Origin of the sequence: Yersinia massiliensis (assembly GCF_003048255.1) — a bacterium.
GTDB lineage: Bacteria > Pseudomonadota > Gammaproteobacteria > Enterobacterales > Enterobacteriaceae > Yersinia > Yersinia massiliensis_A.
Genome location: NZ_CP028487.1, coordinates 998980 through 1013462, shown reverse-complemented (window position 1 = coordinate 1013462; position 14483 = coordinate 998980). Strand labels below are relative to the sequence as shown.

Here is a 14483-nt window from a genome sequence, read left to right as displayed (position 1 = left end):
GTATGTTGATTACTCACCAATTAATACCTCTGGGACAGTCAGGATATCCGTTTGTGAGATGCCACAGCCAGCGGGCAATCGAAACATTTACGTGCAAAGTGTAACCAGTGGTGAACATTGTCAGCGTAGCGAAAAGGTTTGTAATTCATTGTCGTACAAGCCCTATTCACTCAATGTGACTTCGACCAAGCAACTCATCGCATTCGGCCCCTGAGTCAACCTCGAGGTCCCAATATCCAACGTCAACACATTAGGATTACCCGATTGTTCAACTTGGTGCTGTTTGCCACCAAAACCGAGATCGAACCAAGCACCGGTCGCCATCAATACGACGCCTCGTGTCACTCCATCAGTAATACGCACGCCCGCGAGGCATCTGCCCCGTAAGTTGCTGACCTGCACCTGACTGCCCTCGGTAATCTGGCGGCGAGCGGCATCTTGCGGATGCATATAGAGTGTTTCACGGCCAGCGGTTTTATTCCCCTGAGCCAAGGGCGCGGGATCAAGTTGACTGTGCAAGCGATCGGCCGGTTGAATTGAGATCAAATGCAGTGGCCACTGCTCAGCCTCGGGAGCACCTAGCCATTCGACTGGCGGCTTCCATTCAGCATGTGGCGCAAAATCGGCATATTGATAACCGGCGATTTTCTCACTGAACAACTCAATCTTGCCACTGGGTGTTTGCAGTGGGTGCAACTGCGGATCTTCGCGGAAACTATCAAAGAACACGAATTCTTTTTCCGGCGCTGGCAAGTCAACATGGCCCCGTTGCCAAAATGTCTCAAAATCAGGCCATTCAACCCCGTGAGGCTGTTGGGCTACGCCACATTCTTGGTAAATATGTCGAATCCACGCCATTTCATCGCGACCTTCAGTAAAGGCATCACGATAACCTAGTCGTTCAGCCAGATCGGCGAATATATCAAAGTCGTTGCGGGCTTGATGTTGCGGTGCAATCGCTTGATGCATCGCCAAGACATAGCGATCTCTCGATGACCCGCCAATATCATTACGTTCTAGCGAACTGGTGACCGGCAGCACGATATCGGCCATTTTCGCCGCTGGCGTCCACCAGATATCCTGCACAATGACCGTGTCAGGTTTTTGCCACCCTTCCACCAGCCGATTGAGCTGTTGATGGTGATGGAATGGATTCCCACCCGCCCAATGCACTAAATGAATATCGGGGTAGGTGTGGGTTTCCCCCTGAAATTGATATGGCTGCCCCGGTTGCAGCAGCATGTCACAAATCCTAGCCACTGGAATGGCCAGCCCAGATGGGTTTTTGCCTACCGGCATCATCGGTCCAGGGGTGTCTATACGCGGGTTACCGACTCCGTTCATGGAACCATGCCCAAACGAGAAACCCCCACCCGGCAACCCGACTTGCCCTAACATCGCCGACAACGCAATGACCATCCAGTAAGGCTGTTCGCCACGATGGGCGCGCTGCACAGAATAGGAGCAGGTCATAAAACTGCGCACACCAATCAGTTGTTGTGCTAATTGAGCAATTCTCGCAGCGGGAATACCGGTTATCTCACAGGCCCACTCTGGCGTTTTAGCCACGCCATCATTGATGCCACGGATATAATCCGCTAGTCGCTCATAGCCTACGCAATGGGTTGCCAAGAAAGATTCATCCTGCGCATCAACGCGTTGAATCTCATACGCCAGTGCCAGCATCAACGCTACATCAGTATTTGGGCGAATAGGTATCCATTCTGCATTCACAAAAGCAGGACAGTCATCTCGCATCGGGCTGATGTTAATGACCGGCGTACCTTTTTGCGCCAGTTTCTCTAACCAAGGTTTCAGGGAATGTTCTGCTGAGCCGCCGGAAGAAACTTGAGCGTTCTTCAGTGCCAGACCGCCAAAGGCAATAAACAATTCGCAGTGCTCAACGACACTCGGCCATGACGTCACTCTGCCGGTCAGCGGAGTAAAAGTGCCAATGACATAGGGCAAGAAGAACTGCGCGGAGCCCCAACTGTAATTGCCCATTTGGTCAACACCACCACCGCCGCCGAAATAGAAACGCCGAACTAATGAGCGCGCATGATGCAAACGCCCTGCAGAAGACCAGCCGTAAGAACCGGTAAATAGCCCTGAAGGGCCATAACGATCCCTGACTCGCCGATTTTCTTCTGCGACTAAATCCAGCGCAACATCCCAATCCACCTCAACAAAATCTTCTCGCCCACGCAGTGTACGGTCACTTTTTTCCCGCTGTTGCAGCCATGAGCGACGAATGGCTGGCTTACGGATACGCTTATCGGAATAAACCATCGGCGTGATGGATTCCAGCAGTGGCGAAGGGTTTGAATCATCGGCAAAGGGTTCACAACGGATCAACTTGCCATCTTCAACGACAGCAGTATAAGCGCCCCAGTGGGCAAGCTGGGGGTAACGGATGATGGTCATGGTTATCTCAGGCGATTAAATAGATCATAACCGTAGCATTCATCGAGCCATTAAACCAAAGCACAATTTTAACTAAATATACTCCTTTGGGACTAAGACAAGTGCTACCGACCGGACACATCAAAAATGCGGAAAGCAACCACGAATATGCCTATTTTTCCTTTCTTGAGTTTTTTCTTACTAAGTTGCGATCATCCCCTCTTGCGGGCAAGACTGTTTTCCGCAAAACTGAGTAATGTAAGCGATTACCCTGAAAATCTCTGGAAGAAAAATGGCCACTATTAAGGATGTTGCCAAGCTGGCGGGTGTTTCCGTCGCGACGGTATCTCGTGTTATCAATAATTCCCCTAAGGCCAGCGAAGCATCACGTATGGCGGTATGTAGCGCCATGGAGCAGTTGCAGTATCACCCCAATGCCAATGCCCGTGCACTGGCCCAGAAATCCACAGAAACTGTCGGCATGATTGTTTCTGATGTGTCCGACCCCTTCTTTGGTTCGATGGTCAAAGCCGTAGAACAAGTGGCTTATGCCACCGGTAATTTTCTGCTCATTGGTAACGGTTACCATGATGAAGAGAAAGAACGCCAAGCCATCGAACAGTTGATCCGCCACCGCTGTGCTGCGCTAGTGGTTCACGCCAAAAAATTATCCGATGAAGAATTGACCTCCTTAATGGAACAGATCCCCGGCATGGTGCTGATCAATCGCACCCTACCGGGCTTTGAGACCCGCTGCGTCGCATTGGATGACCGCTACGGCGCGTGGCTGGCGACCCGTCATTTGATTCAGCAAGGGCATAAACGGATAGCCATTATTTGCTCCAATCACCAGATTTCCGATGCCATTGATCGCCTGCAAGGTTATTTGGATGCATTAAAAGAGTTTGATATCGCTGTGGATGACCGCTTAATTTCTTACGGTACGCCGGATGAGATAGGGGGTGAGCAAGCCATGACCGACCTGCTCGGTCGTGGTAAGCATTTCACCGCAGTCACCTGTTATAACGACTCAATGGCCGCTGGCGCGCTCTCGGTACTGAGCGATAACAGTATTGAAGTGCCACAAGAGATCTCGCTGATTGGTTTTGACGATGTTTTGATCTCGCGCTATTTACGCCCTCGATTGACGACCATTCGCTATCCTGTGGTGGCGATGGCCACACAAGCCGCGGAGTTAGCATTGGCGCTAGCCAACCATACCCCGTTGCCCGAGATCACCAATATGTTTAGCCCGACGCTGGTACGGCGCCATTCTGTTGCCAGCCCACAAGCGGCAACAGATGACTAAGTGACGCTAATCTAGGTACTCGATTCGCGCTGTTACATCATTTCTAAGGCAATCAGTTCTTCGATAGTTTGCCGGCGGCGGATCAAACGCGGCTGCCCTTGTTCAAATAGCACTTCGGGCAAGAGCGGTCGGCTGTTGTAGTTAGAGGACATCGACGCACCATAAGCGCCAGTATCGTGGAACACCAGATAGTCACCGATTCGGGCTGCCGGTAACGCACGAGTTTCTAGCCCGCCTCCCGCTTCCTGAGTGAAGATATCACCTGACTCGCAAAGCGGGCCACCGACCACTGTCTCAATCAACGCTTCTGATGCTAATGAACGCCCGTCTGCTGGCAACAATGAAATGTGGTGGTAACTACCGTACATCGCTGGGCGCATCAAGTCGTTAAAGCCCGCATCCACCAAGACGTAGTGCCGGCTGCCCATCTCTTTCACTGCTCGTACTTGCGCAATAAGCACGCCTGATTCTGCCACCAAAAAACGGCCCGGTTCAATTTCAAGGCTGACAGAATGGCCCAAATGGGCTGCGATACGCTCGCGAGCGTTGTTCCATAAGCCGTAATAATGCTCGGTATCAATCTCGTCGCCACCGAACTCGTAAGGGATCGACAAACCTCCCCCTGCCGAAATGGCACTGATATCCTGCCCCAAGCTAATCACCTGCTCGACCATGGCGTCACAGACTTGCTCTAGATGCTGATAGTCAACACCAGAGCCAATATGCATATGAATACCCACTAAGGTTAAGCCGTATTGCGTCACTTTCTCGATAGCTTGTGGTAGGTCTTGATACCAGATGCCATGCTTACTGTTTTCGCCGCCGGTATTGGTTTTCTGGCTGTGGCCATGACCAAAACCAGGATTGATACGCAACCATACTGGGTGACCGGGTGCCTGTTGGCCCAATTGATCCAGCATGTCGATTGAGCCTGCATTCACCGGAATGTTTAATTCCGTCACTCGCATTAATGTGGCCTTATCCAACAGATCGGCGGTAAACACGATTTCAGCGGGTTCCAGCCCCGGTTGGAAGCCGGCCACTAACGCACGCTCAATCTCACCGAGCGAGACAGAGTCCACCTTGACGCCCTGCTCACGCATCAAACGCAGAATATGAATATTCGAACAGGCTTTCTGGGCAAAACGAATCACATCAAAATTCCGTAATTGATTGATCCGTTGGGCAATAATATCGCCATCATAGGCCCACACCGGGCAACCAAAACGCTCAGGTAAAGCGATCAGATTTTGGGCAGTAAGCGCCGAAGAAGAGTCGTTAAGTGCGCGTGGCATAGGGTTTTCCTAATAATTTGGTCAATCAATAAGTTGGGCGAAAAGAACGATTTCGCTGATACCGTATTATTAACAATCACGTTCTTGTTAGGAAAATATCTATTTAGCCTGAGTCTATTCATTTATGATATGGATTAGCTTATTCAGTCGTCTAATCAGGAGTCATGCGATGCCTGCCATCTCTCTACGACAAATCGAAATCTTTCATGGTGTGATGACCACCGGTAACCTGACTGAAGCAGCGGCACTCCTCCAGACATCACAACCGACCGTTAGCCGAGAGTTGGCCCGCTTTGAGCAGTTGGTGCAATTAAAACTCTTTGACCGTGTGCGAGGCCGCCTTTACCCGACCGTGCAAGGCTTGCGGTTATTTGAAGAAGTGCAGCGCTCCTATTACGGCCTTGACCGCATACGTCAAGCCGCTGAGGGGATTCGCCAATTCCAGCAAGCTCAACTGTCGATTGCCTGCTTGCCCGTATTTTCTCAATCACTCCTTCCTGCGGTGTGCAAACCCTTCATTGAAAGCTATCCGGAAGTGAGTCTGAGTGTGATCCCGCAGGAATCACCGTTATTGGAAGAGTGGCTTTCCGCTCAACGCCATGACTTAGGGCTGACCGAAAATACCCAAACCCCCGCAGGGACATTACGCCATGCACTGATGACCGTGAACGAAGTCTGTGTCTTGCCAAGCGACCATCCATTGCGGGAAAAATCAGTGCTGACACCACAAGATTTCCAAGGCGAAAATTTTATCAGCCTCTCGGTGACGGACAGCTATCGTCAATTGTTGGATAATCTGTTTGCTGAACAAGGGATTAACCGCAGGTTGGTACTAGAGACACATAGCGCCGCCTCTGTTTGCGCCATGGTACGAGAAGGGGTGGGAGTCTCAATCGTTAACCCGTTGACGGCATTGGATTATATCAATAAAGCCACCGATGACGGCGTCTGCGTACGCCCATTTAGCGTCGACATTCCTTTTACCATCAGCTTGATACAACCGATACATCGCCCCTCATCGACCTTGGTAGAGATATTTATCGAGCATCTGAAACAACAAGCAATCACCTTCCAACAACGATTGGCCGCGGTGATTGCTCATCAATAGTCAATTTACACTGACTTAACTAAGCTGCCGTCACCTTACCCGCTCGCGCGCGGGAAAAGGTATACAGGCACAGCAACAATCCAACAGCCGCGAGTGCAGCCGCCGCTAGCGGAACCGCCGTCAGACCCAGGCCGCTGGCAATGACCACGCCTCCTACCCACGCACCTAAAGCATTACCGACATTGAACGCGGCGATATTGAGCGTCGAGACTAAATTAGGCGCTTTTTTGCCATAAGTGACCACATTGATTTGTAAAGCGGGTACCGCCGAAAATGCCGCCGCCGACCAGAGAAACAACGTCACTTCTGCGGCGATGAGAGAATAACTCGTCCAACTGAATAACGCTGAAAACACCGCGATCAGCAGGAAGGTCATGGTTAAACTGACGGATAAACGCCAATCTGCTAAGCGCCCTCCGACAATGTTCCCCAGCGTTAGCCCCAGCCCCATCAGTAATAATGTCCAACTCACACCGTGCTCGGAAACCTGCGTCACCTCGGTCAAGATAGGCGCAATATAGGTAAAGAGCGCAAACATGGCGGCAGCAAAAATAACCGTCATCAACAGTGAGAGCCAAATGCCACCGCCGCGCAATGCGGCTATCTCTTTACGTAACTCGGTCGGAGCCTCTTCCTGAGTGGCGGGTAATTTACGGTAAAGCGCGACCAGTGAGATTAAGCCGATGAACGAAACCACCCAGAATGTTGAGCGCCAACCAAAAGCTTGCCCCAATGCCGTTCCCAACGGTACGCCCAGCACATTGGCAAGGGTTAAACCGGTAAACATCAGTGCCACCGCAGAAGCCCGTCGATTGGGTGCCACCAGATTGGATGCCACCACAGCACCAATCCCAAAGAATGCCCCGTGGCACAAGGCGGTAATCACCCTCGCCAACATCAGGAAATCGTAACTGTATGCCAGTGCGCACATCAGGTTACCGATAATAAAAATCACCATTAAGAGCAACAGTGTCTTTTTACGCGGCAACTTAGCCGTCAGAACCGCCATAATCGGCGCGCCAATCGCGACCCCTAGTGCATAACCACTGATTAACCAACCTGCAGTTGGAATCGAGATGTGTAAATCACCTGCCACCTGAGGCAATAGCCCCATAATGACAAACTCGGTCGTCCCAATTGCAAAAGCACTCAGTGCTAATGCCAATAGCGCAACAGGCATAATACAAGCTCCCAGTCAGACAATATCTCCCCGCCATAGATAGCGGGCAGATCAAATTATTACCCGTCATTATTCATTGACCGGCATGAGGTAGTGAATCGTAGAAGTCGTGAGGACAGCTGTTCAATTGCCGAATATCGCAGCAATAATCCGATAAATACGCATTATTATTTTTTTGGCTCGCTAAATAGCAATAGCATGAGTTGAGGAATGATAACCAGTAATGAACAGGGTGATAAATAGCATGATCATTAAACGTTAGCTATTCCTCTCGGTAACTCAATGAAATAATGATTTTTTCTGACTGATCATTGATGATAAAAATATGTTTTAGAATGTAACTGCACTTCGCACTCAAGTTGGCAAAGGATGAGTGGCAAACCATTCCACTAAGAAATCCAACATTGTTCTTAATGTTGCTGGCATTTGCCGACGTGAAGTATAGATGCCGTAAATGCCCATTGCCTGAGGCTGATAATCAGGTAATAACTTTACGAGTTCTCCACGAGCAATATAAGGTGCAACAGAGTAGCTGGGTTGCAACGTGATACCTGCCCCCTCTAACGCACCGCTCAGTAGCACGACGGACTCATTAGCACTTAGATTCCCACCGACGGCAACAGAGGATTTAACGCCCTGCTGATCAAAATGCCACAAACTCTTGCCGAAATAGGAATAGGTTAGGCAATTGTGTACCGCCAGATCATGAGGATCTTTTGGGATTCCCTTGGCGGCGAGATACGCTGGTGAGGCGCAAACAACGGAATGACAAATCGCGAGTGGCCGAGCGATTAAGTTTGGATCGAGCTCATTGGTAATGCGTAGTGCCAAATCAATACGTTCTTCGACTAAATTGACAGTGCGGTTGTTCATTTGTAAATCAACCGCAACCTGCGGATGGTGGCGTAAGTAATCAGTGACGGCAACGACTAACGCACTCTGTCCAAGCGATTGAGAGCAACTAATGCGTAGTAAACCCCGTAAATCATCGTTTTCCAGCCCAACGGTGGCATCCATATCCTGTGCGAATTCCAACATCCGTCGGCAACGTTCCAGTGTTGCTTCCCCTGCATGAGTCAAACTCAACTTTCGCGTTGTTCGATGCAGCAAACGTACTCCCGCCCATTGCTCCATCTGTGCCAGATAGCGGGTCACCATCGCCCGTGACATATCCAATGCCTCGGCTGCGGCAATCATACTGCCCCGTTCGACAATCGCGACAAAGACTTCAGCGGCGGTGATTCTATCCATAATTAGCTCGATTTACGCAACAAACAGTTGCTCATTATCGGGTTTTTCTCTCGATATATGCAATCTATTATCTCTCCCACACCCAGACACTCTCAGGACAAATCACATGTTTAAGAAAACGTTATTACAAATCAGCTTCGCCAGCATGGCTATTTTTGCAGCAGCATCAACCGCTCATGCGGCTACGCCATTGAAAATGGAAGTCTACAATCCCGGTGAAAAAAGTGTTTTCCCCGTATCGTCAGAGATTATCAGCGGCAAAACAGAAGTTGCTTTAATTGATGCTCAGTTTCAGCGCAACGACGCCGAAGCATTAGTGAAGAAAATCCAGCAAAGTGGCAAGAAACTGACCACCATTTATATCAGCCAAGCTGACCCCGACTTCTATTTTGGTTTGGACGTGATCACTAAAGCTTTCCCACAAGCCAAGGTACTTGCAACACCACAAACCATCGAAGAAATTGAGGCGACTAAAGCAGGTAAATTGGCCTATTGGGGGCCGATTTTGAAAGAAAATGCACCGACTCAAGTGATTGTCCCACAACCGCTGCAAGGTAAGAGTTTCACTATCGATGGACAAAGTATTGAGGTTGAAGGCTTAGACGGCCCTTCACCTGAAAAAACCTTTGTTTGGATCCCTTCATTAAAAGCGGTCGTCGGTGGGGTCATGGTCTCTGGCAATATCCATTTATGGGTTGCAGACACTCAGACACCTGAGTCACGCCAACATTGGCTGACAACATTGGAAAAAATCAAAGCCTTAAAACCGGTTACGGTCGTTCCAGGCCATTATCTGGATAACGCACCGCAAACATTGGCCTCAGTGACCTTCACTCAAAACTATTTGGCCACGTTAAATGCTGAGATCCCTAAAGCAAAAGATTCAGCTGAACTGATTGCTGCAATGAAAAAGCATTATCCTGAGCTGAAAGATGAATCTAGCTTGGAATTAAGTGCCAAAGTTTTGAAAAATGAGATGAAATGGCCTCAGTAATCGCCACTAGAATGAATTAGCACTAAGGTACTGAATTAACGCCAATGTACTGAATTATCATATCAGTCGATATTATTAAGGACGCCATAATGGCCAGCACAAAATTACATTACATCTTCGATCCACTATGCGGTTGGTGTTATGGCGCAGCACCACTGGTACAGGCTGCGCAAGATATTCCTAACCTAGCGCTAGTACTCCACGCGGGAGGTATGATGTCTGGGCTAAACCGCCGCCAGATTGATAACCAATGGCGCGATTATGTGATGCCTCATGACCAACGAATTGCTGCGTTAACCGGCCAGACATTTGGTGATGCCTATTATAATGATTTACTGAATGATACATCAGCCGTCATGGACTCCACGCCGCCGATTACTGCGATTCTGGCTGCAGAGTCGTTAGGTGGGCGCGGAGCCGATATGCTTCATCGTATTCAGCAAGGGCATTATGTGGAAGGCCGCCATATCTCTGACGCATCAGTACTTGCTGAACTTGCAACTGATATTGGCCTGAACAGCGATGAATTTATTCACGCGTTCAATGCCACTCAGGAGATATCGATCCAGCACATTAACAAAAGCCGCATTTTCCTCGAGAAGATGCGAGGGCACGGCTTCCCGACATTTGTTCTGCAAGATAATCAAGGCAAGCTGACCGTTTTACCGGCCAGCGAGTATTACGGTGATCCCTCCGCTTGGAGCAAGATGCTGAAAAAGAGCATTGCACACTAAAATTGGCAGCGACCTGCTCATCAATTTGTTGAGTAGGTCGTTTTATGGCAGGCAAAATCGAGCAACTGATTGATTCAGTTGAAACGTTTGTTTTTGTAATACTTCTGACGCGCGCGATGATTGCTCTACGAGTTCTGCGTTTAACCTCGTGACCTCATTAATCATTCCCACTTGCGTGGTAATGTTTTCGATACCTTCACTTTTAGATAATCAATAAAGCCAAACTTCAGTAAATTAATAAAAATATGAAATCACATTTCAACACGAGTCAATAAACGTAAGCTATTCACTGGGTGCCCTTGAGATTGCTCGATAAAAATAGTGTCTTTATTTAGCCGATAGATTGTAGGATGACTTATCGTAAATGGCGAACTAAGAAAATCACTCAAACTATGATCATTGTCATCCACCATTGATACAGACAGGATTCTCCCTGCTAAAACATTATTATCAATATCCATAACATCAAAAACAATATTACGCCTAGCTTTTACATAATGATTTTTATCATAAACTTCAACAGACGAATTAACTTCTCTATTCATAATACTGATTCGTGAGTAGACATGATAAGGACCAGCCATATTATCAAGACGACTATTCATTTCCCAATATCCTTCAAGACTTCTCATGGGATGTAGGTAAGAAAATACTCGCCCAGAGAGATACCCTAAGCTGACCGCCAAGATAATCCCTAGAACCACTGGAATTATTATTTCTTTTCGCATATCAACTCTCCCTCATTATATTTACAAGCGATATACTCACCATCACTTCTCTTTTTTAAAAAAATGTAGGGTTTCTTGTTGAATTTCAATAAAAAATCACTATCACTTGTCGCATCCAAGCCGATTAATATAGGTAAGCTACCTACATCATTGATTTTTATTTGATGATGAATTGAAGTTAAGCTAAATGAAGCAATACAACAAACAACTAAAAGCAGCACTACACTTGTTTTATAAAAATTATTAATACCCTTTGGCATTAAGATGATAAATTCAGACACAAAATTTCTAGTTGATTCATCTTCACTCAATATCAAATTTTGTGACGAATCGGATGAAGTGAGAATAGGCTGGGTACTAATGCAGTACCCTTTTTTGGGGATTGTCATGACTAACTCATGATCTTTATCATCAAGTGCATGCCGTAAATTGCTAATGGTCTGTGTCAGTGTGTTGTCAGTAACATAACTATCACCCCATATTTCCTTCTCAAGATCCTCTCGAGATAGCGTTGAGGGATAGTGATGGCACAATAAATGCAACACTTCAGACTCTTTATTTCTCATTTTAACGACTACACCTCCTTTATTAAGGATTCTCTTGTCTGGTGTAAACTTAATATTTCCAATGACTATCTCATCCATTCATTCACCTTAATAAAATTACTGATAATGATAACAGAGATAACATTAATTCGCCGTTATTCACAAACATGAGAAAGGTTAAAAATAGAAATTTGTAGCGAAAAATGAAAGCCATAATGGAAATACACAAGATAAGAAGGAGCGCTATCGTAATAATCACATTACTAATAAAAAACAACCTTAATAACTTTTAATATCCCCCTCAAAAAACCCAATATCTCAGCATTAATGCACGACATCAGAAAATAAAACCCTAAGTTATTAACACAGTCATATAACCAAAAACAAATAAGTCATACCGGCCAACGAAATACAGGGGCCAAATGCGATATACTTAACCTTCTTTTGTAATTTATTATATATAACGACATAAGCCAAAAGACCAAATAAGGCTGAAAGTAAAACCAACAAAGGAATGGCCGTTATGCCAAACCATGCGCCTAACGCGGCCATTAGCTTAAAATCTCCTCGTCCCATCCCCTCAACACCCTTAAAGCTCTTAAATAGCCAATAAGGGAACCAAAGAAAAAGATAACCCGCTATTGAGCCTATTACAGCAAAAGATAAAACAGAGAAACCCTCATTAATATTAAATAGTAAGCCACACCATAATAATGGTAAAGTAATAGCATCAGGTAAAATATAATAGTCAATATCAATAAACGATAAGACAATAAGCGCCCAAATTAAAAATAGGCTAGCGATAATGACGTGTGTATCTTCAATGAAATAGATAATTGCTAACGTTAACACTGTTGATATTAACTCTACGATTAAATACCGATTATTTATTTTTTGTTGACAACATTGACTCTTCCCTCGCAAGTACAACCAACTCAATATTGGGATGTTATACTTAGCGGGTAAAGGACAATAACAAGCTGGACAGAATGATCTAGGGGAAATGAGAGTGAATTTATCTTTGAAAATTCCACATTTCCTATACCTCGTTGTGCCTTTTGATAAGCTATCTGCCATCATAATGGGCAATCGATAGATGATAACATTCAAAAAAGCGCCTATACAGGCCCCAAAAAAAATGGAAAACAACAGACACCATAGTTTATATAAATCCATTATAATTTCACAAATTCCTTTTAGATAAAACATTCTTATTTATTGTGACAATTTGAAAGAACTCATCATCACAAGTGAGATGTTAATGATTAAAATATGGTAGGGTGCTGTTTTATCCTGTTGAAAACAATAGCACCCGCACCGCTCATTTATAATTTACATAGAATAGATAATATCGCTTAAACATATACTTAATTAATAGCCAAGAAACCGATCACTCATTTTATTTGAATCCATCGCTTTCAACATGCCCGAATCCAGCCTAAGCCCATATCGGTTAATCGTTTTAATGATACCGTCAGGTATACCTGCATTTTTCAAATGCACTCTAAACTTATGTATGAGCTGATGATAGTTATTGTCTGATATGCTTTTATGATTCTCATACCATACAACCTTTATGATATCTTGCTTTCTATTCACATCATTAAACAAGCACATAACCAATCTCTTTTGTTTTTCATTAATATCCAAAGTTAATCTTTTCGTATGGAAGTGAATTTTGTTCATACAGCAATCTAGTGATATTTCTTTCTCATAATCAATCACCCCTTTCCCATTGATATCAATGAATTTACTACCAGAAACAACAGAGACTGTATCAACATACATAGATAAACCCTCAAACATATTCACTCAGTTAATAGCAACCAATCACACATCAAGCATGACAACGTAAGAAGTGATTATCATTACGTTAACTTAATAAAAAAAACAAATTAAATTATATATTTTGATTATATTTAATATCAAAATACTATCTATGAGGATTTGATATATATACGCAAACACTCATTTAAAAAACCAACATAACGATAAATTGTGAGCTAGCCATTAATCTGTTGAATGAGTTATTTTAAATAATTAGCCAACATCAATAAAAACCCATGGTTAGTCAAATTTAAAATTCAGTTCATTTGCTCATTAAGGAATGATGTAATCACCGAAGTTAAAATACAATAATGATAGAGAATTTCAAGGGAAATATATTTTAATAACGCTAATAAAACTCTATGTTAAAAAACAGCGATTATTATATGTCTTATGCTTACAACTACTCATAAATAATCTTAACGTTCATATAAATTATATAGTCCTATAGAAATTAAATTTGACTCAATGTGGCACAATTTTTTTCACTAAATTCGCTACTGTTAGTTTAATTTTTATTCAAAAAAGTACAAATGTAAACTCTAGCCAAGTATAAACAAGCCTTAAATAAGATGTAGCGATATATAAATTATTATTAACCTAGGGCGAAATGATAAATGTTCCCATTGACTAAGTATCTGAATGAGTAGGAAGCCACTGAAAATGTCACATAATGGTAAACCTTACATCTCTTAATTGAGATCTTTATGGTGTGCTCTCATCCATTGAGCTAGCGAATCCAGCGTTGGCTGTAAAGTTTTACCCAGCGGGGTGATCTCATATTCAACCCGAGGCGGGACTTGTGCATAGACTTTTCGAGTCACTAAGCCACGTTGCTCGAATGCGCGTAATTGACGCGTTAGCTCTTTTTGCGTAATCGGCGCAATTGCCCGCTGTAGCTCGCCAAAACGAATGGGGGCAGCAGTCACAATCAAACGATAGAGAATAGGAATCGCCCACTTCCCTGCTATTAGTTCGACAAATTGTACCATCGGGCATTTATCTTCCACGTTTTCATACTCGGATGCTGATTTATTTTTTGCCGCCAATAGCAGAGAGGTCGTCATTAGGTTCCTATTACACGCTTAGTATCCAATTGGTACCTACTA

Annotated in this window: 13 protein-coding genes and 1 pseudogene; 4 read left to right on the top strand and 10 right to left on the bottom strand. The window is 45.1% G+C overall.

Annotated elements, in window-relative coordinates; all coding sequences use genetic code 11:
• Window positions 1-162: 162 nt before the first annotated feature.
• On the bottom strand, window positions 163-2424 hold the full coding sequence (locus DA391_RS04615) for a molybdopterin guanine dinucleotide-containing S/N-oxide reductase (protein WP_057643212.1): 2262 nt from the start codon (window positions 2422-2424) through the stop codon (window positions 163-165).
• Between the two features lie 271 nt (window positions 2425-2695).
• Between DA391_RS04615 and galR the strand changes: the two genes are divergently transcribed.
• Entirely contained in the window at window positions 2696-3712 is a 1017-nt protein-coding gene (gene galR, locus DA391_RS04610) for an HTH-type transcriptional regulator GalR (protein ID WP_050082253.1), read from the top strand.
• 32 nt (window positions 3713-3744) lie between these two features.
• Here the strand turns inward: galR and lysA are convergent, their stop codons facing one another.
• Entirely contained in the window at window positions 3745-5007 is a 1263-nt protein-coding gene (gene lysA, locus DA391_RS04605; RefSeq protein WP_057650309.1) for a diaminopimelate decarboxylase, read from the bottom strand.
• A 169-nt stretch (window positions 5008-5176) separates the two neighbouring features.
• Here lysA and DA391_RS04595 point away from each other — a divergent pair, with 169 nt between their 5' ends.
• Window positions 5177-6115 (top strand): LysR family transcriptional regulator, encoded by a 939-nt coding sequence (locus DA391_RS04595; RefSeq protein WP_050082249.1) that lies wholly within the window; start codon window positions 5177-5179, stop codon window positions 6113-6115.
• A gap of 19 nt (window positions 6116-6134) precedes the next feature.
• On the opposite strand, the gene DA391_RS04590 is transcribed toward DA391_RS04595, so the two are convergent.
• Both DA391_RS04590 and DA391_RS04585 read right to left on the bottom strand, forming a co-directional pair.
• Window positions 6135-7295, bottom strand: coding sequence for an MFS transporter (locus tag DA391_RS04590; protein ID WP_057650307.1), 1161 nt, complete (start codon window positions 7293-7295; stop codon window positions 6135-6137).
• A gap of 354 nt (window positions 7296-7649) precedes the next feature.
• Window positions 7650-8546, bottom strand: a complete 897-nt coding sequence (locus DA391_RS04585; RefSeq protein WP_050082246.1) for a LysR family transcriptional regulator — start codon at window positions 8544-8546, stop codon at window positions 7650-7652.
• Window positions 8547-8652: 106 nt separating this feature from the next.
• Here DA391_RS04585 and DA391_RS04580 point away from each other — a divergent pair, with 106 nt between their 5' ends.
• Together DA391_RS04580 and DA391_RS04575 are read left to right on the top strand one after the other, a co-directional pair.
• Window positions 8653-9540, top strand: coding sequence for an MBL fold metallo-hydrolase (locus DA391_RS04580; RefSeq protein ID WP_050082244.1), 888 nt, complete (start codon window positions 8653-8655; stop codon window positions 9538-9540).
• An 89-nt stretch (window positions 9541-9629) separates the two neighbouring features.
• Complete coding sequence (locus tag DA391_RS04575; protein WP_050082242.1) at window positions 9630-10274, top strand: DsbA family protein; 645 nt, start codon at window positions 9630-9632, stop codon at window positions 10272-10274.
• Here DA391_RS04575 and DA391_RS24430 read toward each other — a convergent pair.
• The 6 genes and pseudogenes from DA391_RS24430 to DA391_RS04545 form a co-directional block, all read right to left on the bottom strand.
• A pseudogene (locus DA391_RS24430) lies at window positions 10273-10478 on the bottom strand (methyl-accepting chemotaxis protein); the annotation flags it as partial. The gene DA391_RS04575 and the pseudogene DA391_RS24430 sit on opposite strands and share 2 nt — an antisense overlap.
• Window positions 10479-10525: 47 nt before the next feature.
• Window positions 10526-11002: a hypothetical protein gene (locus DA391_RS04565; protein WP_050082241.1), complete on the bottom strand. Its 477-nt coding sequence runs from the start codon at window positions 11000-11002 to the stop codon at window positions 10526-10528.
• Entirely contained in the window at window positions 10987-11646 is a 660-nt protein-coding gene (locus DA391_RS04560; RefSeq protein ID WP_050082240.1) for a winged helix-turn-helix domain-containing protein, read from the bottom strand. Before DA391_RS04560 ends, DA391_RS04565 begins: the two co-directional genes overlap by 16 nt.
• Before the next feature lie 270 nt (window positions 11647-11916).
• Window positions 11917-12723 carry a prepilin peptidase gene (locus DA391_RS04555; RefSeq protein WP_167398162.1) on the bottom strand — a complete coding sequence of 269 codons (807 nt, stop codon included), beginning with the start codon at window positions 12721-12723 and terminating at the stop codon, window positions 11917-11919.
• A 195-nt stretch (window positions 12724-12918) separates the two neighbouring features.
• The gene (locus DA391_RS04550) at window positions 12919-13335 is read right to left on the bottom strand and encodes a winged helix-turn-helix domain-containing protein (RefSeq protein ID WP_050082339.1); all 417 of its coding nucleotides are present in this window, start codon (window positions 13333-13335) and stop codon (window positions 12919-12921) included.
• 731 nt (window positions 13336-14066) lie between these two features.
• Window positions 14067-14441, bottom strand: a complete 375-nt coding sequence (locus tag DA391_RS04545; RefSeq protein ID WP_050082237.1) for a winged helix-turn-helix transcriptional regulator — start codon at window positions 14439-14441, stop codon at window positions 14067-14069.
• Between the last annotated feature and the right edge of the window lie 42 nt (window positions 14442-14483).